Genomic DNA, 22,415 nt, shown 5'->3' with positions numbered 1-22,415 from the left:
CGTCCGATCCGGCGGGTCAGACAGCCTGCCAGCCCGCCGGGTCGACGGTGTCGAACCGCAGGTCGGGGAGCCCGTCACCGAGCCAGCCAGCCATCTCCAGCGGATCCAGGGTCACCGTCGCGGCCCCGCGCGCCCGTAGCCCTCGGACGACGGCCACGATTAGTTCCGGGCGGCCGAGCAGAGCCCGCGTCGCCGGATCGGCGGGGCGGTCGAGCCGGGTGAGACCGAGGCCGACCCAGGCGTGTACGTGCGACGGGTTCTGCCTCAGCTCGCCAAGGTAGCCGGCGTGTGCCTGCTCGATGTCCCCCGCGACGAGGGCGAGGTCGGCCGGGGTGGCACCCGCGACCCTGTCCCCTACCTCGTCGGGGGCGGCGCGTAGCCGCCTGAAGGCGTCCGGATCGAACAGCAGGTATCTGCGTAGGACGGCCCGGGCGTCGAGCAGGCCGGGCGGTGGTTCCGCCAGCACCTTTTCGGCACCGACGGCGAGGACGGCGTCCGCCGCCGGGACACGGTGCCGCCAGCCGGTGACGAGTGCGTCAAGCTCGGCGGGGTCCAGGCGGATGTTGTGGCCTCGCCACAGTGCATAGTGATCGAGGGCGACGGCGTGGGCCGCGTCGAGCGCGGCGGGGGGCAACGGATCGTCCTGGCCTGCCTTCAGCTCTGTGTGCAGGGTGTCTACGAACTGTTGGCCATGCCCGGTCAGCCGGCCCGACGTCGTGATCATCCGCAGGACGCCGAGGGTCTGCCGGCGCCACAGCGCAAACTCGAAGTCCGCCGCTGCCCGCTCCTGCGGTGGCGCGTGGTGCCGGTGAACCTGCCAGAACTGGGTGATGCCAACGAACGCGTACGCACCCTGGAGGACACCGGCGAGGGGTCTTGGGTCGTCTCGCCAGGGGACGTAGTAGCGCAGGCCGTCGTCGGGGTCGCAGAGGGTGAGCAGGTGGGACAAGGCACCGAGCTTGTGGTGCTGCGACTCGTGTACCAGGGTGACTGCCAGTTGCACCGCGTCGTCCGGTTCGGAGAGCAGGATGCCCCCGAACGCCTCGGCGCCCGACGCGGACAGCGGACGGAAGCGTTCGCGGCGTGGCACCGGTGCCAGGGTCCGTACGATTCCGGCGATCGCCAGGGCGCATGCGCGCTGCTCGCGGACCAGCAGTTCCCAGGCACGCGCGAGATGCACGCGCCAGCGGGTGATCTCGGTCGCCGACAGCGGCTGCGGCGATGTGGGGCCTCGCAGGTCGCGGTACACGTCGCGGTCGAGCAGTTCGACCCGGAGGTCGACGCCGTCCTCACCGACCTCGACGACGACGGGTACGTGCCAGTCCGGATCGCCGGACAGGCATCGTACGGTGCGGGCGCCGGTGTCTATATCGACCTGCCCGTCGCGGGCCCGCACGCGGACGACCGCGCGGTCCGTGGGGACCGACGCGGAGCCCACCGTAGGCAGCATCGCGGAACCCTGGCGCACAGGTATGTCGAGTTCGAAGGAGAGATCGGCCCGAACAGCACACGCGGCCGCGAGGGCGTGTAGGTATCCCACGTCCAGCCACATCGGCACCAGGGGGTCGGCGTCGTCGCCCAGCCGACGCAGGGTGTGCGCGGCCCAGATGCCGACCTGTGGCTGGGCCAGGACGTCCTCGGTGCTGTCCGGAGCGGCTCCGTAGGCCCGGACCAGCAACTGCCAGGCGTCGCTGGCAGGCGCGAGCGGACCGCAGGCCTCGGGCCGGATGACGCACGTGTCCAGCACTGCGCGCAGCACTAGCAGCCGCCAGCTGCGCTCGGACCGCCAGAGCGCCGCGACGCTCGATTCGTCTCCGGCACCAGTGGCCAGGGTTTCGAAGTGTGCCTGTTCGAGGTAGGTCGGACCTAACGAGAAGGAATCAGACGACATGTTCCTCCGAATCCGGCCCGGCGGGTCGCATCCGGCTCGGGAAGGAGCCGTTGTAGCCGCTGATACTGCCCCCCGAATCGGCAACTCGTTCTCGTACCCGCGAAATCGCCGCAGTCATGCCGGTAGGATCAGCCGACCGTAGGGTCGCCACGGTCACCGCTGACAGGTCGAGCAGCTCAGACTCGATACCGGCGAGGCGTTTCTTCATGTACGGCAACCCTCCCGATGATGACGGTCGATAGCTCCATCATTACTTATGCCTGCATGCAGCGAAAGCGTCGAGCGGTCGACACCACAAACCGGTTCAGGCCGCGGGCCGTCCGTTTTGGATTCCCAGGTGTGTTCGGGTCAGGTGTGCGCCGCCAGCTGGGCGGCACCGTCCTCGACCCGGGCCATCGTGGCGTCGTCGGCGGCGAAGAAACGGACCGCCTCGACGAGTTCCGACAGGGCACCCGGATAGCGCAGGCAGGTCCGCACGACACTGATGGCATCGAGCCGCGCCGCGGTGCTACGCCGGATGGCCGCGTACACCTGGCCGCGCAGCAGCGACAGGATCTCCTCACGGTCGTTCGGTCGCAGGAACTCCGGGACCTCCAGAAGCGCGTCCACGAGGGGGGCCATAGCGGCCGGGGGTGGGGGCGCGGGAGCCGCAGGAGCCGGACGCCCGGCCCCGGATCCGCTGAGCAGGAACCCCTCGTCGCCGAGCGCGTTGCGGTACCAGAGGTACGTGGGGGTCTGGGCGGTGAGGCCGCTCGACCGCAGCTTGTCGAACCGCTCTCGCAGGGTGGCCACGAGCCGCTCCGGATCGGCGAGCCGATCCCCGTCTCCATCGTCGAGCAGACGCAGCACCTCCCGGCTGAACAGCCCGGTACGTCGCACACGGAGGTTGGCGGCGGCCTGACCGACGGCGGCGGCAAACAGGACATCCTGTCGCCGTCCGGCGACGGTTCCCCCGACCGGGAAGGTCTCGTTGCCGGCCAGGCGCAGGCCCTGGGGGCGATCGTGCAGCTGGCACGCGTCCACGATCCACACCTGCCGCCCGAACGCGGGGACAAGATCGGAGGCGAAGGTGGCGAGCATCGAATCTAGGTCGAGAGAGCCCGCATCGGTGGCGGTGGCGTCGGCGTAGTAGAGCCTCCGGTGGCGACCGGTGTCGACATAGCCGTGGCCACCCCAAATTACGTAAAGGGTCGACGCCTGCCGTGTGGGCAGCTCCCGCAGCAGCACTTCGCGTACGGTCGCACGGTCAGCGGACCGCAGCACGACTCCGGGCGGGACGGCGTCCGGCCCGGGATCGGGCGACAGCAGCACGGTCACCTGCCCAGGCGGGACCCCTCGGGTAACGAACCAGCGGGCGAACCGGATGGCGTCGTCGACCGGCCCGACCAGGCTCCACTCGCCGCCCGCCGCGTACTGGTCGATGCCGACAGCGACCACGTGGACGTCGAACGGATCGTGGTCCGGGCCCATATCACACTCCTCATCCATTACGGGACAGCCATATCCGGCGCAACGACGGTCGTCGGACCGCCGGTGGTCCAAGGATGGCCGATCGCACACCGCGTCCTTGAGATTCCCAGACGGCATGGAGGGCCGCGCAGGGTGCCGCCTTGCCGCAACGGCCGGTCACACGGTCCGCCGGGTCTCACGCCGGTCCCGCCGAGCTTGATTCCGATAGTTCGCGTCGTCCCGCAGCGGGCTGGGCTCGGTTGTCATGGTGCGCTCCAGTTGGGTGGCGTGGTGCGTCGGTGGCCTGCGCGGCGGTGATGCCGCCGGCATCGCCGGGTTCGGGCTGACGGGGCAGCTCGCCGGCTCGGCAACCACGGTCAGGGCGCGGTGGTCAACCACGGTGGCGGTGACCTCGCCGGGCAGTAACGGACCGATCGAGGGCGTCAATACCGAGGGCAAGTTCCTGAAACGACAGATGTACGGCCGGGCAGGCTTCGCCCTACTCCGGCAGCGCATCCTGCTCTCGTAGATCACCCATGGTGACCACCGTTTCTGCGCCAGAGCCGTTCGTTCCAGTGTCACGCTTGCTCGGTCCGGCACGGAGTCGGTCCCGACACCGCCTCGGCCCTGCTGGTCACCGCCGGCGACAACCCAGACCGGATGCACAGCGAGGCGTCCTTCGCCGCACTATGCGGCGTCAACCCGATCGAGGCGTCCTCCGGCAAGACCCGCCGCCGACGCCTCAACCGAGGCGGCGACCGCCGCGCCAACGCCGCCCTCCACCGCATCGCCCTGACCCGATCACGCGCCGACCAACGCACCCGCGACTACCTCGACCGACGCAGCAGCCAAGGCCTCACCCGCCGCGAAGCCACCCGATGCCTCAAGCGCTACATCGCCCGCGAGGTCTACCACCTACTCCGCCAGCCAACCCAGCGAATCAGACCCCACGAACCGCTTGACGAAACATAGGGGCATCGGAGCCGGCCGGGCCTGGTCCGTCCTGCTCCGATCAGCAGCCCGCGATGGTCGAGAACGATCCGCCGATCGCTCCGCCGGCGCCTTCACCACTGGTAAGGCCCGTGCCTGCCACCCCGGTGTACGTGTCGCCGAGGATGCGCGACGCCCAGGTCGTCTTGACGTCCCACGCGCCGTCCCTGGCAGCGAGGTCCACGCGCGAGACGAGGCTGCTGCCGCGCCACACCTCGAACCGGGCTGCCGCAGTACGGCCGGGCGTGGTCGCCGCCACCAGAGTGATCTCCCACAACGGGCCGTACCCGCTTTCGACCGCCGTCTTGCACGCCATCACGACAGCGGTGCCAGACTGGCCGGCAAACGTCGACCAGGCGGCGTGAGCCGGCGCGGCAGCGCCGATGGCCAGCGCAACGCTGGTCACGGTGCTCAGGAGGGCAAGTTTGCCGATCCGGCCGAACTTCGTCACGGTGGTCTCCCCTTCGGCTTCTGGTATCTGTCCCGTCCGTCCCTTCAGGAGGGCGGACGCTCCACACCCTAATGGACTCCAAGCATGGGCTCGCTCGACCCACGCCGGTGGGGCGTTGGTTCCGAACTCGGCGGACAACGTGGGAGCAGGGGTACCAACCCGGTTCGGGATCAAGACATCGTCCGCGAGGTCTACCACCTGCTCCGCCAGCCAGCCCCAACGAATCAGACCCCACGAACCACTTGACGAAACACAGGGGCATCAGAGGCCCCCTGATGTGATCGGTCACCGGTCCCGGCGTGCTCGCGCCGGGACCGGTGAGCCGGTGGGGTGTGGCGGCGTGACCGTCGGGTGCCGGCCTACTCCGGTGCCGCCCGCGCCGCTGGCGTCGTCCTGCTGCGTTACGGTGTGACCACCCTGCCGCCGAAGGTCACGACGAGACGACCGTCGGATGCGAAGGACCAGCCCAGGGCGCCGGAGTACTGGGAGCACCGGGATCCGTTGGTGCCGGACCAGAACTGGTTCGAACTGTCGGAGTTTCCGACGATCCGGTCGTTCGAGCCGCTGTTGCACGAGGTGTTGTTCCGGAAGACCGAGGAGCCGCCGTCGAAGTTGAAGTTGCGCTCGGCGTTGCCGATGTTGGCATTGTTCGACACCGTCATCGTGCCGGGGTTGCGGTTGTAGGTGAACCCGTGCTTGCCGTTGTCGTACGCGATGTTGCCCCGGATGGTGTGGTTCACCGCGATGTCCTCGCCGCCGAGCTTGAAGCCGTTGCGGTCACCGTTGCCGGCCTGGCCACCGTTGCTCAGGGTGCCGTTGCCGTAGGCGAGGGAGGACTCGATGGTCACCGTGCCGATGGCCCCGGTGTCGCTCTTGGTGTAGAGGTCGTAGCCGTCGTCGATGTTGTTGTGTGCCACGGTGTAGCGGAAGACGTTGCCGGGGCCGACGGTGAGCTTCGGGGCGAAACCGTCGGCGTCCTCACCGTCGGAGTCGACGTTGTCGTGCGACACGGTGCTCACCACGAGGTTGTTGGAGGGCCACTGGTCGCGGGGCGCGTTTGCCACCAGCCGCGAGAGCTGAAGCCCTGAGTCCCGGTTATGGCGGGTCACCGTACGCTCGATGATGTTGTTGTTGCCGGCGAGCAGGATGCCGTTGTCCCCGGCCCGCTCGACGATGATGCCGCGGATGTGCCAGTACGATCCGCCCACCGCGAGTCCACGGTTCGCCGGATCCTCACTCTGGGCCGAGAAGTTCAGGATCGGGGTCTCGTTCGGGTAGGCGAAGATGTTCTTGCGCGCGCTCGACGTGCCGTTGTTGCCCTGGCCGATGGTGATGGTCTGCGAGTAGCGGTAGGTGCCGCCGCGCAGGTAGATCGTGCCGCCGGCGGTGACCCGGGTGATCGCGGAGGTGAGCGTCGTCGGGTTCGCCTCCGTGCCGGCCGCACTGTCGGTGCCGGTCGGTGCCACGTACAGCGTGCTGCTCGACGGCGGGGGCGTGGTCGGCGGCGGGGTGGTCGGCCCGGTCGTCGGCGGCGGCGTGGTCGGCGGAGTGGTCGTGCCCGAGGCGTACGTCTCGAACTCGGCGATCCTCGGTGTGCCGGTCGAGCCGGTGATCTCAAAGTTGATCTTGCGCAGCGAGGTGGCGGCGAAGGTGATGGTCCCGGCTCCGGTGCCGCTGGCCAGGGTGGCGCCAGTGTCGTTGTTGACGACCCGCCAGGAGCCGATGACTCCGACAGCGCCGGCCGCCTCCCGGATGTTGATCGAGCCCACCGTGGTGGCGGAACCCCACTTGATCGAGATGCGGCCGGTCGATCCGGCCGGTGACCAGTAGGTGCTCATGTTGCCGTCGAGCACGTTGCCGTAGCTGGTGCCGCTGGCCTTGCTGGAGCCGTCGGAGCCGGCCCCGAGGCTGAGATTGGTCGCGTTGACGCCGACCGATGCGGGACTGGGACCACTGGAGGCACCTGACGCCTGGGGCATCGGCAGCGCCGCGACGACCGCGGCCACGGCCACAGCGGTGCCGCCGGCAAGGAGCTTGTGTCGCACTGCGGTTCTCACTGTTGGACTCCTCGGGAGTGAGCACGGTGCGGGGCATTACCCTCGCAACCCAACACCGCACGTAGCTTCATGTCCGCACCCTCAGCCCGGTCAAGGATCGAAACATCGATGAAACAACATGCTAGGAAAGCGCTTGCCGGCGTGGCAAGGGTTAGATACGTGCAGGTTTGTTGCAGACCGCAACGCCGGCTGCCAGCGAGGCCGCCACCATCCGTTGAAGTCCCAGCTCGGCTGGATCGTCGTCATTTGGGCCTGTCTGGCTCGGGCTTGGAATGTTCGTCGCCAGATCGACCAATGCATGGTGTGCTGGTGGGAGTGGTTGGGTGACGAGGGCGTTGAGGAGTCGGCGGATCTCGGCGACGGGCAACGCGGTGATCTCCGGGTCGGAGGCGGGCTGCCTGGTGGCGGCGAGGGTGGTCAGGACGGCCAGGGCGGGCATGGCCAGGGTGATGAACCGGTGCCAGCCGGTCCAGCCGCGGACCTGGTAGTGGTGCAGGCCGACCTGGCCCTTGCCGGTCTGGAACAGTTCCTCGCACAGCCGAAGACCGGATTCGCGATCAACTCCAAGATCCGCCACCCCGATCACCTGTTCATGGCTGCATGACGAGGCACTAGCGGGGCCGGGCTCCCTCCAGGAATAGCGCGACGACCTGGGTCGCCCCGTCCGGGGTGTTCACGAGGTCCGTTGCGCGTGCGAGGTGCAGGAACGCGTTCATGAGGAACCAGGGCTCACCAGTCACCTCACCGACGTCGACGGCGTGGGCGAAGAAAGCCACGACGGGATCGAGGATGTCGCGCACGTACTTCTGCGACACGGTGCTTCTGGTCTCGTCGGAGACGTGATCCAGCGCGTCGTAGACGCGTTGCTCGAACGAGATGGCGCGGGTGGAGTGGTCGGCGGCGACGACCGCGAGGGACCGCAGCTTCTGTTCCGTCGGTCCTTCGGCGGCGAGGGCGGTGGCCAGACTGTCGTGGAGCTGTTCGATGAACCTGATGGCGACGGCCGCATAGAGTTCTTCCTTGCCGCCGGGGAAGTGGTGGTAGATGGATGGCTTCTGGATGCCGACGGTGCGGGCGACGCCGACGAGGGAGATGCCCGGGTAGCCCGCGGCGGCCAACTGCTCGCCGAAGGCGTCCATGATCTGTGAACGGGTGTCTGCTGCGGGTGTCATCGGTTTCTCCGAGCGTGGTTGAGTGCGAGGGCGCAGGAGGCGGTCCCGGCGGCGACGAGGATCCCGAGGACGCCGAGGGCGATCGGCAGGGCCGAGGGTGTGGCGGCGCTCTCGAGCTGGCGGGCGGCGTCGATGACGTAGGTGAGTGGGTTGAGGGTCGCGATTGCCCGCATCCAGCCGGCGAGCTCGTCCACGGGTGCGAAGACGCCGGTGAAGAACGACAGCCCGAAGACCGCGAGGGTGACGAGGTTGGTGCTCGACGCGGATGCGGTGCGGATGGCGACCGCGACGCTGAGCAGGGCGACTCCCAGCCCGAGCGTGAGCATCAGGAGGATCATTGCGATCGCGCCCGGCCAGCTCCCCGGCCGGTAGCCGATGACCGCGGCGCCGGCGATCGTGACGAGCATCTGGACGGTGACGGCGACGAGGGCGGCGGCGACGGCGCCCAGGACGAACGGGATCGTCGTGCCGTGGGCGAGTCGGAGCCGGTCGAGGTATCCGCTGGTGACGTCGCCCAGAACGAGCGTGCCCGCGGCTCCCGCTCCGGTGGCGACACCGGTGAGCAGGATCAGCGGGAGCAGGAAGGAGACGAAGCTGGCACCTGCGAGATAGCTGCCGCCGACGGTGCTGAGCTGTCCGGCGTAGACGAGGAGGAAGAACAGGGATTGCGCGATCGGGGCGATCAGCAGGGCCGGTGAGCGCATAACCATGCGGGTGGAGCGCCTGACAGCGGCAAGGGTCACGGGGACCGCCGCGCTGGGCGCAGGGACGACAGAGACGGCGGAAGCGGTCACGATCGAGTCCTCACATGAGGTGACGGGGATTCGGGTCAGCCAGCGGCGAGCGCGACGAAGACGTCGTCGAGCGAGGGTTCGGTGAGGCGGAGCTCTTCGACGTCGCCCGCGACCTGGCCGATGTCATCGAGCGCGACCTTCAGTGCGCCGGCCGTGCCGGGGAGCGCGAGGCGCACGGTGCGCGGCTCGTCCGGCTCGGCTCGAAATGGCGCACGCGAGGAGGCGAGCAGCGCCTGTGAGGCGTCCGCGTCTGTCAGCACGAGGGTCAGGGTGCGCTCCCCGACGCGCTGCTTCAGCGACTCGGGGGAACCTTGCGCGGCAACCGTTCCGTTGCGGAGCACGACGACGTCCGTGGCGAGGACGTCGGCCTCGTGCAGGTCCTGGGTGGACACCAGGAGGGTCCTGCCGCCCTGGTTCAGTCGCTTCAGCTCGTCCCAGAAGTCGAGGCGGCTGAGCGGGTCGAGGCCGGTGGTCGGCTCATCAAGGATCACGACCGGGGGCTCGGCCACGAGCGCCACGGCGAGGTCGACCTTTCGGCGGGTTCCGCCGGACAGCCTGGAAATCCGCGTCCCGCGGTGCTCTGCCAGACCGAAGAGGTCAAGGAGCTCCCGCGTCCGGCGCGCGGCGTTCCGGCGGTCGAGGCCGAGCGCAGCCCCCTGGAACTCGAGAACCTCCGCCGTGGTCGCCAGCGGGTCCAGGGCGTTGGACTGCGGGGTCAGGCCGATCAGGCGCCGCACCTCCCGCCCCTGCTTCACCGTCTCGTACCCCTCGACGGTCACCGTGCCGAAGGTTGGTGTGCGCAGCGTGGCGATGATCTCCAGGAGCGTGGACTTGCCGGCGCCGTTGTGACCGAGCACCACCGTGCGAGTTCCGCGCTCGACCTGAAGCGACAGGTGGTCCAGCGCGTTCCGGTCCCCGTAGGTCTTTGTCAGGCCGACGATGTCGACGGCAGGGAGCGAAGTCATGCCAGCAGCCTACCTACCGGTAGGGCGGGCCGCCAAATCGGACCGACCCGGGGCAGGGCCTGAGGGTTCATCCCAGATGTTGTTCTTGGTGAGTCGGCGGTAGCCGAGTAGGGCGCAGCCGAGGTCGGCGAAGGCCTGGAAGTGGTCGGCTTTGCGTTCGTAGCGGCGCGCTTTGTTGATCAGGGCCTCAAGCCACCCACGACAGCGTCAGGAGAGCCCATTCTGGTGCCGGTCCCGTCGCTCAAGCGATACCTGCCGGCGGGCCGCGTGGATGAGCGTACGGCGGGCGGCCTCGACCACCGGCCGGTCCACCATCGCGCCGTCGACCACGGCGACTCCGTCGTCCGTCACGGCTTTGACGATCTGAGTAGCTCGCCGGATCTCTTCGGTGCTCGGGCTGAAGGCGTGGTTGACAGGATCGACCTGTCGGGGGTGAATGCACAGCTTGCCACCGAAGCCGAGGTCCCGGGCCAGCCGGGCGGCACTGGCGGTAGCGGCCGGGTCAGCCAGGTCGGTGGTAACCCCGTCGACTGGTGCGATGATCCCGCCGACCCGGCTGGCGAGCACGAGCGTGGACCGGGCGTGCAGCAGCGCGGTGTCGGTGAGCGCCGTACCGGCGTCCAGGGCGTAGTCGAGCGAACCGAAGACCAAGCGGACCACGCCGGGCACGGCGGCGATCTCGTGGGCCCGGTGGACGCCGAGCGCGGTCTCGACGAGGGGTAACACCGTGCCGAACGTGCCGCAGAGGGTGGCGAGGTCGGTCGTGCTCTCCGCTTTCGGCAGCATGACACCCAGTAGGCCGGGCAGCCCGGCCAGGGCCGCGATGTCACGGTCGTACCAGGGGGTGCCGGGGGCGTTGATCCGGACGACTGCCTGGCCGCCTGCCCGCAGCCAGCCGGCGACCGTGTCGCGGGCGGTGTCCTTGGCTGCGGGTGCGACGCCGTCCTCGAGGTCGCAGACGACGGCGTCGGCGCCGCTCGCGACGGCCTTCGTGAAACGGTCACCGCGGTTGCCGGGTACGAAGAGCAGCGAGCGGGCGTCGCGCGGGTCGGGTCGGTCCGGCCGGTCGCCCGGGTCAGAGGAAGGCAACGGTGTCGTCACCCGTGGATTTGGTCTGGTTGTCGAAGCGTTCCGGCATCGCCTCGAAGAATTCGCGGGTCAGCCTCGGTTTCTGGCCGGGGCCGTAGCGCTGGTCGTCGAGTGGCCAGCCGTAGCCCTCGAGTTCGTCGGTGCCGCGGCCGAGGATGGTGTCGGTCTTCTCGAAGTGGTCGAGCACGGCCGGCAGGCCGTACCGCTGGACCGGGCAGACCTTCATGCACACGGCGCAGCCGTCGACCTGGGCGACCACGGGCAGGCAGCGCTTGGTATTGATCTTCGCTTTGTAGACGCCGCGGTGGAAGTCGCGGCGGGCCGGGATCGCCCCGGATGGGCACCGTTCCACGCAGGCGAGGCAGTTGTCGCAGATCTTCTCGATGCCGTAGTCGACCGGGTGGTCGATGGTCAGCGGCGCATCCGTGTTGATCATCAGGATTCGACACCGGGAGCCCGCCGCCGGGGTCAGCAGTTGGCCGTTGAGGCCGAGTTGGCCCAGGCCGGCCTCGACGGCGTAGTGCAGCGAGGCGCCGTGGCCGCGGATGTCGTTGACATTGGCCTGGTAGCCGCGCTCGCGCAGGAACCGACCGACGGCGAGGGCCCGGTTCATCAGTTCGGCGTACGTCCGCAGGGCGGCTCGTTCGGCCTGGCCGCTGGGTGCGGTCTGGGTGGGCTCGTACGGCTGTTCCAGGATGCATACCACGATCTTGTCCCCGGGTGCCTGTCCGAGGTACGGCGCCCAGGTGTACTTCTCGTCGTGATTGGTGATGCCGATCGTGCTGATGCCGGCAGCGGCCGCGACGCTGCGCAGTTCGGCGGTGAGATCCGCCGCGTCGACCTGGTGCGTCCGGGCGTGGCTCGGCGCGGTCGGTGCCGTGCGGACCCGGTGGAAGGCGCGCATGAGCCGGGGTGCCGACGGGATCCAGGAGCGCCACATCATCTGGTGCGCCCAGTGGATCGCCTTGCTGTGTGCCTTGCCGAACTCGGGCATCGGTCCCTCGGCGAAGGCATTCTCCTCGGCCTGCCGGTCACGCCGGATGCCCGGCGTGGAACGCAGGTTCTCGGGCACTCGGATCTGCGGGTCGGCCGGCCAGCGTTTCGGTTTGAAGGCGCGCGGCATCACCGGGACGAACCGCATGATCTGAATCATCCGGGGGCGGACCAGCCGCTCGGCGACGGATGCCAGTAGGCGTTCGCGTCGACTGTTGGTCTTCATGATCGTTCTCCCTTCACATCCGCCACTGCAGGTGCTTGACGTGGAAGTACTCGGCCAGGCCGTCCTCGCCCATTTCGCGTCCGACGCCACTGCGCTTGTAGCCGCCCCACGGCGACTCGGGGCGTACGTCGCCGCCGCCGTTGAGGGTCACGTTGCCGACCCGCAGCCGGCGGGCGATCGGGAACGCCTCGGTGGTCGGGCCCCAGATGTTGGCGTTGAGGCCGAAGCGGGATTCGTTGGCCAGGCGGACGGCGTCCGTCACGTCCTCGTACGGCAGGATCACGCCGACCGGTGCGAAGAGTTCCTCCTGGGCGAGTTCGTCGCTGTTGGACAGTCCGCCCACCAGGGTCGGGCGCAGGTAGTAGCCGGGCCCGGGCGGCGCCTGGCCGCCGCACAGCACCCGGCCGCCGGCGGCGGTCGCGCGCCCGATCCGGGCGAGCACCCCGGCCCGGTGCCCGGCGCTGATCAGCGGCCCGACGTCGGTGGCCGGGTCGGTGGGGTCGCCCACCCTCAGGCTCTCGAGGGCGGCGATGGCCGCGGCGGCGAACTCGTCGTACCGCTGCCGGGGCACCAGCAGCCGGGTGGTGGCGCCGCAGCCCTGGCCGGCGTTGCGGGTGAACCGCAGCACTGCGGCGGGCAGGATCTGGTCGGGGTCGACGCCGGGTAGGACGATGTCGGGCGACTTGCCGCCGAGTTCCAGCACCACCTTCTTGGTGGTGTCGGCGGCGGCACGCATCACCGCGGCGCCGGCGGTTTCCGAGCCGGTGAAGCTGACCATGTCGACGTCGGGATGCCGGGCCAGCTGCTCGCCGACCGACGGCGGGCCCTGCACCAGGTTGACCGCGCCGGGTGGGAAGCCAGCCCGTACGGCCAACTCGGCCAGTGCCGCGACGGCGAGCGGGGCGCGTGGGGACGGCATGAGGACGACCGGGCAGCCGGCCGCGAGGGCAGCGCCGATCTTCCACACCGTCAGGTAGAGCGGGTAGTTGTAGGCGACCAGGGCGGCGACGACGCCGACCGGTTCGCGCAGCAGCATGCTGGTCGAGGCGACGTTGCCGAAGTGCGGTCGCAGTGGTTCGTCGTAGCCGCCACGCGGCCCGCGGACGGCCGCGTCGGCGAACCAGCGCAGGTTGGCGATCGGGATCGCGACCTGCAGGGTGCGGGCCAGCGAGACCGGTGTGCCGACGTCGGCGACGACGATCTCCTCCAGTTCGGCGCGGTGCCGCTCCATCTGGTCGGCGAGCGCGAGCAGGAGGTCGCGGCGGCCCGTCGGCCCGCACCGTGACCACTCACCGCCGTCGAAGGCTGCCCGGGCGGCGGCCACGGCGGCGTCGACCTGGGCCGGTGTGGCCGAGTTGATCCGCCACAGTGGCTGTTCGTCGGCGGGGTTGACGGTCTCCTGGGCCTCGCCCCGGCCCGCGGCCCAGGTGTTGGCCACGAGAAGGTCGCCGGCCACGAGCCGGGCCGCGGCGGGACCGAGCGGACCGGTGGGAGCGGAATCGGACGGGAGCACGGTGTCCTCCTCAGTCGTCTTTATTGTTCGTATCATACGCATAGAATCTTGGTCACCCAAGGTCCAGATCCCTGGCCAGCGCCCGCAGCTCCGACTTGGCGATCTTGTGGATGGTCGTCCGGGGCAACTCGGACAGCACGACGACCCGCGCCGGCACCTTGAAATCCGCCAACCTCCGGCGGCACTCCGCCAGCGCCCGCTCGCCCACCACACCGTCCGGCCCGGCCGCCGCCACGAACGCGACCGGCACCTCGCCCCGCACCGGATCCGGCCGGCCGACCACCGCCGCCTCGCGGACCCCGGGCACATCGAGGAGCACGGTCTCGACCTCGAGTGCGGCGACGTTCTCCCCGCCGACCTTGAGCATGTCCTTGGCCCGGTCGACGAAGCGGAAGACCCCGGCCTCGTCGTAGCGCACCCGGTCACCGGTGCGGAACCAGCCCGCCTCGTCGTACGCGTCCGCGGTGGCGGCCGGGTCGCCGGCGTAGCCCCCGAAAAGCGAGATGCCCGGTACGCCGCGCACCAGCAGTTCGCCGGGTTCGCCGGGGCCGACCGGCCGGCCCTGCCCGTCGACGACGGCGACGCCGTACTCGGGGGTGGGGCGGCCGATGCTGCCGTCCTGATTGGACTGGTGCAGTTCCCCGCAGAGCGGGTGTGACACGGTCTCGGTCATGCCGTACCAGCCGATGGTCTCCGTACCGGCGTACGAGGTCTCGGCCGACGCGCAGAAACTGTGGCCCCACCGGCGGTACGAGTGCCCGGCCGGCACCTCGTGCGTCGCCAGCACCTGGTAGGTGAACCGGACCATGGACGCCCAGGTGCACCGGTGCCGCAGCGAGACCTCCCAGAACCGGGACGCGCTGAACCGGGGCAGCAGCACGGCGCTGGCCCCCGCCCACAGCGTCGGCAGCAACGAATAGCCCAGCGCGTTTGCGTGGAACAGGGGCAGGGAGATCAGGTGTACGTCGTCCGGCCGCAGACCCTCGTGCGCGGCGTTGACCCGGCCCGCCCACAGGCAGTTCGCGTGCGTCCACAGGACCGCCTTGGGCCGCGACGTGGTGCCCGAGGTGTACTGGATGGTGGCCGGGTCCAGCGGGCCGGACAGCACCCGGCGCACCGTCGACGGGTCGCCGCGCAACGCCTCGAAGGTGTCCCCCGGCTCGGCCGGGGTGTCCCGTGCGTGGTGATCGCCGTCGCCGGCCGTCACCACGGTCCACCGTACGTCGCGCATCGCCGTGGCGACGCGGGACGCCGCGGCCGGTTGGGTCACCACGCCCACCACGCCGGAGTGACCGGCGTAGTAGGCGAGTTCGTCGGTGGAGCTTCGGGTGTTGAGGCATACGGCAACCGCGCCCACGCTCAACAGCGCGGCCCAGGTGATGGCGAACTCGGGACAGTTGTCGAGTACGATCGCCACCCGGTCGCCCGGGCGCACTCCACGGGCGAGCAGACCCGCGGCGACCGCGTCGACGTCGTGTGCGAACCGGGCGTAGGACCAGGTCTGCACTGGTGCGTCCATCGGGTCCCAGAACAGGAAAGCATGCTCTGCGCGACTGCGGGCGCGGTCGTGGATCAGCTCCACGATCCCCCGGCCGGTCGCGAAGTTGACGGTTTCGCCGGTCCCGCGGTGACCACGGGACGGGTTCGGGAGGGTGGTGTCGGATGCTGACAAGGCTGCCTCCGGGCAATCCACCGTGCTCAAACTGGTGCTATGATGCACAGAGATTTTTGGGATGGATTGAAGTGATTAGCTGCACGCCGGTGCCGCCAGTCGATCGGTTGGAGATCAGGTGACGCGAAACGGTGGCAACACCAAACTCGCCTCGGTCATCGCCCGGGAGATCGTCAAGGACATTGTCCGGCGGCGGCTCGGGGCAGGGGCCGCGCTGCCCTCGGAGAGCGCGATGCTGGAGCAGTTCGGCGTCGGCCGCGCCTCGCTGCGCGAGGCGTTGCGCATTCTCGAGGTCCACGGCCTGCTGACGATCCGGCCCGGGCCGGGCGGCGGGCCGGTCGTGCAGACCGTCAGCAGCCAGCACTTCGGCCAGATGGCCACCCTCTACTTCCATGTCGCCGGTGCCACGTTCCGGGAGCTGGCCGAGGCCCGCCTGGTGCTCGAGCCGGTGATCGCCCGGCAGGCCGCGCTGCGCGGGGACCCGGACACCCTCGCCGCGCTCAACACGGTGGTCGAGCAGGCCCGGGAACACCCGGTCGGTGACTCCCGGGCACAGTTCGAAGCCGGCACCGACTTCCACGCCGTGCTCGCCGGGGCCTCCGGCAACCGGGTGCTGGATCTCGTCAGCCGGGCCATCGGCAACATCTACGCCGAACGCATCACCGGGGTCGTCTTCCCGCTGGAGGCACGGGCCCGGGTGGTCGAGGCCCACGCGGACATCGTGGCGGCGATCACCGCCGGCGACGCCGAACTCGCCGAGCGGCTCACCCGCGAACACATGACCGAGTTCATCGCGCAGGCGGAGAAGCGCTACCCCGGCTTCCTCGACGAGATCGTCGACTGGCACTAGGGTCCGGCCGCCGTCCGGCCGGTCGCCGCTCACTTGACCGCCACCACGTTGGCCGGCGAGCCGACCCCGCCGACGACGTGCAGCGGGGTCACGACCAGCAGCGTCTCCCAGACGCCGTCGGCCGCGCAGTCGGCGGCCAGCGCATCAAGGTCCCACAGTTCACCGAGGGCGAACCCCAGCAGTGGGATGAGCGCGCGGTGCATCAGACCGGTGTGCGGCCCGCGCTCCCCCGCCGCCTCCCGGCCGGAGACGAACGGCGAGTCCGTGGCCGGCGGCAGCGCCTCCACCGCCATGTTGTCCGAGGCCACCATCGCCAGCCGGTGGTCCCACAGCCAGGCGAGCATCTCCTCGCTCTGCTCCAGTCCGGGACTGGTGGGCGCGGCGGCGAACGCCCGGCGCCGGTCGACGTCGTGCGCCAGCACGGTGGCCAGCCACCCGGTACGCAACAGCAGGATGTCGCCGTCGCGCAGCGCCACCCCCTGGTAGGCCAGCGCACCCTCCAGTTCCCCGACCGTGAACGCCCGCCAACCCGCCGGGTCCCAGTCGTCGTCGAGCGAGCGCAGATAGCGGGGCAGGTCGACCAGGACGCCCCGGCCGACGATGCCGTGCTCGGCCCAGCGTTGGATGCCCAGGTCGGGCGAACCTTCCCGGACCCGGTCGTCGGCGACCCCGTTGTAGAAGCCGTGTTCCCAGTGCCGGAAGTGCCGCAGCCCGTCGACCTGCGAGGTCGCCTGCAGATACAGCCCGTCAACCAGGTCGTCACGGTGGTTGGGGTCCCGCTGGAAGATCGTGTGACGCGGTACGCCCCGCGACGACGCCAGCGGCGGGTCGAAGGCGTCGATCGGCAGGTCGAGGCGGAAGACGGCCCCCCGGCGGACGGTCCGGGCCGCCGCCAGCACCCGCTGCGGCGTCAGCAGGGCGACGGTGCCGAGTTCGTCGGCATCGCCGAACAGTCCCCAGCTCGACCCGGCCGGGGCACCCTGTCGGTCTCGCAGTTGCGCGTACGTCGGCAGTCCGGCCCGCTCCCCGCCGGGCGTCCGCGCCGCGCCGTCGTCCGCCATCAGCGCGCCAGGTATCCGCCGTCGACCGGCAGCGGCACACCGGTGATGAAGCTGGACTCGTCGCAGGCGAGGAACAGGGCCGCGTTGGCGATCTCGGTCACCGTGCCGGCCCGCCCGAGCGGGATCACCGACATGTACTGCTGCATCAGCTCGGCCGGTACGCCCTCGGCGGCCCGGGAGAAGAACTTCGGCAGCATCGGGGTGTCGATCGGTCCCGGACAGATGCCGTTGACCCGGATGCCGTCCGCGGCGAGGTTCAGCGCCAGGCCACGGACGAAGTTCACCACACCGCCCTTGGTCAACGAATAGAGCGGGCTGATCGGGGAACCGACCAGCCCGGCGGTCGAGGCGGTGAAGATGACCGACGCCGAGCCGGACGCCTTGCGTAGCAACGGCAGCGCCGCACCGGTCAGGAAGAACCCGCCCTTGAGGTTGACGTCGATGGCGAACTGCCACTCCTCGTCGGTGATGTCCAGCCCTGCCGCGCCGGGGGCGCCGACGTGGTTGAACAACACGTGCAGGATGCCGTGGTCGCGTTCGACCTCCGCCACGACCCGGTCGATGTTCTCGCGTGAGGTCACGTCGAGCACCGCCCACCGCGCCGCACCACCGGCCGCGGTGATCTGGTCGGCGGTCTCACGTACCGAGGCTTCGTCCAGATCGGTGGCGACGACCGTGGCGCCCTCTTCGGCGAACCGGATCGCGCTCGCCCGGCCCATGCCGGAGCCGGCGCCGGTGACCAGCGCCACCCGTCCTGCGAGTCTCATGCCCGTACCTCCGTTTTCGTTGTCACAGTTCGATGCCGAGGAGCAACGACGCGTACGCCTTGCCGTGCGGGTCGGTCCGCAGCGACATCGACACGCCGCCGCGGAGCGATCCGGTGAGCACGAAGTTCAGCCCGTGGTTGCTGGGAATGTCGTATCGGACGACGTCACCGGCGACGAGTCCGCCGAAGGCCGCCCCGACGCGGGCGACGGTGAGCCGCTCGGCGAGCAGCGGGTAGTGCTCCGGGTCGTAGACGAAGACGCAGATGTTGTTGCTGTCGCCCTTGTCGCCGCAGCGGGCGTAGGCGATGTCCCGGACCTTCACGCCGTCACCACCTCGAAATCGGTACGCACCCGGGCGCGCGGTACGTAGGCCGGGGTGACGCCGATGGCCGGGCTGACGCTCGACGTCATGCCGCCCGCGGCGGCTGGTCCGAAGTAGAGGTATTCGGCCTCGTAGGCGACGGCACGGGCGGCCGCCTCGGTGTGGCACTGCGCGGCGACCCGCAGCCGTACCTCGGACGGCTGACCGGAAGGCGAGGAGTCCCCGAAGAGCGCGTTCACCCCGTGGTAGGAGACGTCGATCTCGGCGATCTCGGCGGAGACCGGTTCCAGCCGCCGCCGGATGATCTCCTCGGCACGCCGCGCGCGGTCGATCGCGCCCGGGCCGCCGTACGACGCCTCGCCCAGCGCCCGCCAGCCGAGATCCAGGCCGACCAGGACCTTCAACCGGTCCGGCCGCTCCCGGCCGGTGACGCCGGAGAGCCGTACCTGGTCCTCGCCGACCTCCTCGACGAGCACCTCGCTGAAGTCGGCGGTGACGTCCGGGGTCGGGTAGTGCCGCGGGTCGCAGATCTCGAAGTAGAGCTGGGAGCGGACCACCTGGCGGTCGATACGCCCGCCGGTGCCCGGCAGCTTGCGCAGCACGACGGAGCCGTCCTCGACCACGGCGTACGGGAATCCGAGGTTGTGCGGGTCGGGCACGAACCGGAATGGTGGGTCCTCGTAGTTGCCGCCGGTGCTGTGCACCCCGCACTCGAGCAGGTGCCCGGCCATGGTGGCCAGCGCGACCCGGGGCCAGTCGTCGAGTTGCCAGCCGAGTTCGTGGCAGATCGGGCCGACGAAGATCGACGGGTCGGACAGCCGGCCACCGATGACGATCTGCGCGCCGCCGGCCAGGCAGTCGACGACGCCGTCCGCGCCGATGTAGGCGTTCGCGGAGACCACCCGGTGTGCTTCGCGGGACACGGTCGAACCGAGTTCGGGAAGCTCGCAGTCCAGTTCGGTGACGAGGTCGAGCACGTCGTCGCCCTCGATCACGCCGACCCGTACCCCGGTCAGGCCGGTCGCGCGCAGGCCGTCGAGGCAGTCCCGCTGGGCGGCGGTCGGGTTGGCCGCGCCGAAGTTGCCGACCATCCGGCCGCCGGCGGCGAGGTAGTCCCGCAGCAACGCGGGCAGTTTGCCGATCCGCTGGTCGTGACCGCGGTCGGGGTCGGCCCGGCGCTGCATCTGGGCCAGCGCCAGCGTGCGTTCGGCGAGGCAGTCGAAACCCAGATAGCTCACCAGGCCGCTGCCGGCGAGGTCTGCCGCGAGATCCAGCCGGTCGTTGGAATAGCCGGATCCGCATCCGATGGACAGGCTCGTGGCGGGTCGGGCCAGCCGGCCTGCCTCCAGTGCCCCACCTGCTAACACAGTGGCCCCCTCATGGGTAGTAGCTCTAGACATCGCGGGTGATGACGGTGGCGTTGGCCATGCCCGAGCCCTCGCACATGGTCTGTAGGCCACGCCGGGTGCCGCCGGCCTCCATGGCGTACAACATGGTCGTCATCAACCGGACGCCCGAGGCGCCGAGCGGATGCCCGAGCGCGATGGCCCCGCCCAGCGGGTTGACCAGTTCGGCGTCGACGCGCAGGGCCCGTTGCCAGGCCAGCGGCACGCTCGCGAACGCCTCGTTGACCTCGAAGTGGTCGATGTCGGTGAGCCGCAGTCCGGCCCGGTCGAGCACCTTGCGGGTCGCCGGGATCGGCGCGTCGAGCATCAGTACGGGGTCGCCGGCGGCGAGCGCGAAGCCCTCGAAGCGGGCCCGTGGGGTGAGCCCGTGCCGGGCCGCGTAATCCTCGCTGGCCAGCAGCATCGCGGCGGCGCCGTCGCCGAACTGCGAGGAGTTGCCGGCGGTCACCGACCAGGAGATCTCCGGGAAGCGTTCCCGGACGGTGCCGTCGATGAACGACGGTCGCAGCCCGGCCAGCGCCTCGGCGGTGGTGCCGGGCCGGATCGTCTCGTCGGCGCTGACGGTGCGCACCGTGCCGTCGGCGGCCGGGACGGTGATCGGGACGATCTCGGCGGTGAAGGCGCCACGTCGCGCGGCGGCGGCGGCCCGCTGTTGCGAGCGCAGCGCCAGGGCGTCCAGGTCGGATCGGGAGATTGCGTGGCGGGCGGCGACCAGTTCGGCGGAGATGCCCTGTGGGACCAGGCCCGGGGCGTAGCGGGCGGTGACCGACGGTCCCCACGGGTCGCCGCCGGCGCGGGCGCTGAACATCGGCACCCGGCTCATCGACTCGACGCCGGCCGCCACCACCAGGTCGTACGCGCCGGCGGCGATGCCCTGCGCGGCGAAGTGGACGGCCTGCTGACCGGAGCCGCACCGGCGGTCGATCGTGGTGGCCGGCACGGTCTCCGGCAGCCCGGCGCCGAGCCAGGCGAGCCGCCCCGGGCAGCCGGACTGTTCGCCGGCCTGGCTGACGCAGCCGACGATGACGTCGTCGACGTCGGTCGGGTCGACGGTGCCGTTGCGGGCCAGCAGGCCGGTGAGTACCTGGCCGAGCAGTTCGACCGGGTGCAGGCCGGACAGCGCGCCGCCGGCCTTGCCCCGGCCGATCGGGGATCGGACCGCGTCGATGACGACGGCGTTCATAGCGGCGCCGCCGCGAACTCGGTGAGCCGGGGTGCGATGTCCCGGCCCAGGTCGTCGAGATAGTTCACGACGTCGGCGGCGGACATGTCCGGCCACTGTGGCCGGACCAGGATCGCGTCGAGCGGTACGGCATCGTGAATGGCGCGTAGTTGGTCGATGACCTGGTCGGGGCTGCCGGCGAGGACGGTGTCCTTCACCGCCTCGGAGAAGTTGCTGGCGACGGTGTCGGCGTCGAGCGCGGCCAGTTCCCGGTTGGCGTAGGCGAGGTAGCGCCCCTGTGCCATCGCGCCGAAGCGTTCCAGTGCGTCCGTCCGATCCCGGCCGAGGATCAGGTCGCGACGCATGATCGGAGGTCGCACCGGCAGGCCGAGGGTCTCCCGCTCGCGCCGGTATGTCTCCCACAGCCTGCTGAGTGCGGGTAGCGGCTCGCGGGGTGAGATGGTCCAGCGGTCGCCGAGCCGGGCGGCCCGCCGTACGCCGGGCGCGGACTGGGCGCCGATCCAGATCTGCGGGTGCGGCTGCTGGACCGGCCGCAGGTGCGGTTCGGCGCCCTCGAACCGCCAGTGCCGACCGTGGTGGTCGACCTTGCGCTCGTTCCATAGTCGACGGATGAGTTCCAGCGACTCCTCGAACCGGGAGATCCGTTCGCCGTAGGGCACGCCGAGGTAGTCGAACTCCTGGGTGCGGTAGCCGATGCCGGCGCCGACGACCAGCCGGCCGGCGGTGATGATGTCCAGCGTCGCGAGTTCCTCGGCCAGCAGCACCGGGTGGTAGAGCGGGACGACGACGATGTTCGTCGCGAGGGTGATGTGCGGGTCGACCTCGGCGGCCAGCCGGGCCAGCACCGGCACGGGCTGCAGCCAGCGCAGGTCGCCGTACATGAAGTGCTGGCCGATCGTGATGTGGGTGAACCCGTTGCGTTGCGCCGCCTCGACCTGTCTGAGCAGCTGGTCGAGGTGTTCGGCGGGTGGTACCGACGTGCGGACGTCACCGATGATGATCCCGAGCTTCACGGCGTCTTCCCTCCCGGTAACCAGGGCGGCGGGGTACGACTGGCCCGGCCCCAGCCGCCCTCGGCGCGGACGAGGCCCTCGATGGTGCTGGTCTTCGCCACGAAGACCAGCCCCTGCGGACCCACCGCGACCCGGTCGTCGTAGTCGCCCCAGCCGACGTAGAGGTCGTCGCCGTGGCCGAGGATCAGGAAGTAGCTGGTCCGGACCCTCAGCAGCCGCTCGCCGATCTCGTCGACCTCGACCACGACCGGAAAGTGCCGGGTGGGTCTGGTCCCGGCCGCCCACAGGTGCTCGTAGAAGTCGAGGATCGCGGCACGGCCGGCGCAGACCGAGTCGGGGCGGCGGAACACCGCGTCCGGATCGAACAGCGGCAGCAACGCCTCGCGGTCGGCCCGGTCGAACGCCGCGCAGTACGCGACCTGCAACTGCCGGGCGGCCTCGGTGACGACTGCCTGTCGTCCGAGGCGCTCCCAGAGTGGATCCATCACCGTCCCCCTTCACCACCGGTTCCCGACCCCGAGACGAGCGGATCAGGCAACCTATCCATGCGA

General features: G+C 70.3%; 22 protein-coding genes and 1 pseudogene. 3 read left to right on the top strand and 20 right to left on the bottom strand.

All coding sequences use genetic code 11. The annotated features are described in order from the left end of the window. Positions 1–16: 16 nt before the first annotated feature. The 3 genes from QCD66_RS16170 to QCD66_RS16160 all read right to left on the bottom strand — a co-directional run bounded on the left by QCD66_RS16170 (position 17) and on the right by QCD66_RS16160 (position 3,361). Positions 17–1,891: an HEXXH motif domain-containing protein gene (locus QCD66_RS16170; RefSeq protein ID WP_364218742.1), complete on the bottom strand. Its 1,875-nt coding sequence runs from the start codon at positions 1,889–1,891 to the stop codon at positions 17–19. Further along, positions 1,881–2,099: a hypothetical protein gene (locus QCD66_RS16165; protein WP_364218744.1), complete on the bottom strand. Its 219-nt coding sequence runs from the start codon at positions 2,097–2,099 to the stop codon at positions 1,881–1,883. The genes QCD66_RS16170 and QCD66_RS16165 overlap by 11 nt, the downstream gene beginning before the upstream one ends. 140 nt (positions 2,100–2,239) lie before the next feature. Further along, positions 2,240–3,361, bottom strand: a complete 1,122-nt coding sequence (locus tag QCD66_RS16160; protein ID WP_375733815.1) for an effector-associated domain 2-containing protein — start codon at positions 3,359–3,361, stop codon at positions 2,240–2,242. Between the two features lie 244 nt (positions 3,362–3,605). Here QCD66_RS16160 and QCD66_RS16155 point away from each other — a divergent pair, with 244 nt between their 5' ends. Continuing rightward, a complete protein-coding gene (locus QCD66_RS16155; RefSeq protein WP_375733816.1) occupies positions 3,606–3,869 on the top strand; it encodes a transposase in 264 nt (87 codons plus the stop codon). 65 nt (positions 3,870–3,934) lie between these two features. Continuing rightward, positions 3,935–4,312: pseudogene (locus QCD66_RS16150) on the top strand (transposase); the annotation flags it as partial. Between the two features lie 40 nt (positions 4,313–4,352). Here the strand turns inward: QCD66_RS16150 and QCD66_RS16145 are convergent. The 10 genes from QCD66_RS16145 to QCD66_RS16100 form a co-directional block, all read right to left on the bottom strand. Next, positions 4,353–4,781 carry a hypothetical protein gene (locus QCD66_RS16145; RefSeq protein ID WP_375733817.1) on the bottom strand — a complete coding sequence of 143 codons (429 nt, stop codon included), beginning with the start codon at positions 4,779–4,781 and terminating at the stop codon, positions 4,353–4,355. A 401-nt stretch (positions 4,782–5,182) separates the two neighbouring features. Continuing rightward, the gene (locus QCD66_RS16140) at positions 5,183–6,838 is read right to left on the bottom strand and encodes a cellulose-binding protein (RefSeq protein WP_364218752.1); all 1,656 of its coding nucleotides are present in this window, start codon (positions 6,836–6,838) and stop codon (positions 5,183–5,185) included. Positions 6,839–6,989: 151 nt separating this feature from the next. Then, a complete protein-coding gene (locus tag QCD66_RS16135) occupies positions 6,990–7,415 on the bottom strand; it encodes a hypothetical protein (RefSeq protein ID WP_375733818.1) in 426 nt (141 codons plus the stop codon). 34 nt (positions 7,416–7,449) lie between these two features. Further along, on the bottom strand, positions 7,450–8,010 hold the full coding sequence (locus QCD66_RS16130; RefSeq protein ID WP_375733819.1) for a TetR/AcrR family transcriptional regulator: 561 nt from the start codon (positions 8,008–8,010) through the stop codon (positions 7,450–7,452). Beyond that, a complete protein-coding gene (locus QCD66_RS16125) occupies positions 8,007–8,753 on the bottom strand; it encodes an ABC transporter permease (RefSeq protein WP_407567182.1) in 747 nt (248 codons plus the stop codon). Before QCD66_RS16125 ends, QCD66_RS16130 begins: the two co-directional genes overlap by 4 nt. 86 nt (positions 8,754–8,839) lie before the next feature. Then, positions 8,840–9,769: an ABC transporter ATP-binding protein gene (locus QCD66_RS16120; RefSeq protein ID WP_364218758.1), complete on the bottom strand. Its 930-nt coding sequence runs from the start codon at positions 9,767–9,769 to the stop codon at positions 8,840–8,842. A gap of 207 nt (positions 9,770–9,976) precedes the next feature. After that, entirely contained in the window at positions 9,977–10,858 is an 882-nt protein-coding gene (locus QCD66_RS16115; RefSeq protein WP_375733821.1) for an HpcH/HpaI aldolase/citrate lyase family protein, read from the bottom strand. Beyond that, positions 10,845–12,077, bottom strand: a complete 1,233-nt coding sequence (locus QCD66_RS16110) for a 4Fe-4S dicluster domain-containing protein (protein ID WP_375733822.1) — start codon at positions 12,075–12,077, stop codon at positions 10,845–10,847. The genes QCD66_RS16115 and QCD66_RS16110 overlap by 14 nt, the downstream gene beginning before the upstream one ends. Positions 12,078–12,090: 13 nt before the next feature. Then, positions 12,091–13,590, bottom strand: coding sequence for an aldehyde dehydrogenase family protein (locus QCD66_RS16105; protein WP_375733823.1), 1,500 nt, complete (start codon positions 13,588–13,590; stop codon positions 12,091–12,093). 52 nt (positions 13,591–13,642) lie between these two features. After that, positions 13,643–15,262: a class I adenylate-forming enzyme family protein gene (locus QCD66_RS16100; RefSeq protein WP_375733824.1), complete on the bottom strand. Its 1,620-nt coding sequence runs from the start codon at positions 15,260–15,262 to the stop codon at positions 13,643–13,645. A 118-nt stretch (positions 15,263–15,380) separates the two neighbouring features. Between QCD66_RS16100 and QCD66_RS16095 the strand changes: the two genes are divergently transcribed. After that, positions 15,381–16,112: an FCD domain-containing protein gene (locus tag QCD66_RS16095; RefSeq protein WP_364218768.1), complete on the top strand. Its 732-nt coding sequence runs from the start codon at positions 15,381–15,383 to the stop codon at positions 16,110–16,112. Between the two features lie 29 nt (positions 16,113–16,141). Here the strand turns inward: QCD66_RS16095 and QCD66_RS16090 are convergent, their stop codons facing one another. The 7 genes from QCD66_RS16090 to QCD66_RS16060 are packed head-to-tail and all read right to left on the bottom strand — an operon-like array spanning position 16,142 to position 22,349. Further along, on the bottom strand, positions 16,142–17,173 hold the full coding sequence (locus tag QCD66_RS16090; protein WP_375733825.1) for a cyclase family protein: 1,032 nt from the start codon (positions 17,171–17,173) through the stop codon (positions 16,142–16,144). Beyond that, positions 17,173–17,940: an SDR family NAD(P)-dependent oxidoreductase gene (locus tag QCD66_RS16085; protein WP_364218772.1), complete on the bottom strand. Its 768-nt coding sequence runs from the start codon at positions 17,938–17,940 to the stop codon at positions 17,173–17,175. Before QCD66_RS16085 ends, QCD66_RS16090 begins: the two co-directional genes overlap by 1 nt. Before the next feature lie 22 nt (positions 17,941–17,962). Continuing rightward, positions 17,963–18,262, bottom strand: a complete 300-nt coding sequence (locus QCD66_RS16080) for a hypothetical protein (RefSeq protein WP_364218774.1) — start codon at positions 18,260–18,262, stop codon at positions 17,963–17,965. Beyond that, a complete protein-coding gene (locus QCD66_RS16075; RefSeq protein WP_407567181.1) occupies positions 18,259–19,662 on the bottom strand; it encodes an acyclic terpene utilization AtuA family protein in 1,404 nt (467 codons plus the stop codon). Before QCD66_RS16075 ends, QCD66_RS16080 begins: the two co-directional genes overlap by 4 nt. Then, a complete protein-coding gene (locus tag QCD66_RS16070; protein ID WP_375733827.1) occupies positions 19,655–20,851 on the bottom strand; it encodes a thiolase family protein in 1,197 nt (398 codons plus the stop codon). Before QCD66_RS16070 ends, QCD66_RS16075 begins: the two co-directional genes overlap by 8 nt. Beyond that, positions 20,848–21,864, bottom strand: coding sequence for an LLM class flavin-dependent oxidoreductase (locus QCD66_RS16065; protein WP_375733828.1), 1,017 nt, complete (start codon positions 21,862–21,864; stop codon positions 20,848–20,850). Before QCD66_RS16065 ends, QCD66_RS16070 begins: the two co-directional genes overlap by 4 nt. Continuing rightward, positions 21,861–22,349 carry a nuclear transport factor 2 family protein gene (locus QCD66_RS16060; protein WP_375733829.1) on the bottom strand — a complete coding sequence of 163 codons (489 nt, stop codon included), beginning with the start codon at positions 22,347–22,349 and terminating at the stop codon, positions 21,861–21,863. The genes QCD66_RS16065 and QCD66_RS16060 overlap by 4 nt, the downstream gene beginning before the upstream one ends. Positions 22,350–22,415: the final 66 nt, after the last annotated feature.

The sequence above is a fragment of the Polymorphospora sp. A560 genome (genome assembly GCF_045781765.1).
Taxonomy (GTDB): domain Bacteria; phylum Actinomycetota; class Actinomycetes; order Mycobacteriales; family Micromonosporaceae; genus Polymorphospora; species Polymorphospora lycopeni.
This window is presented reverse-complemented; position numbering and strand designations above follow the sequence as displayed.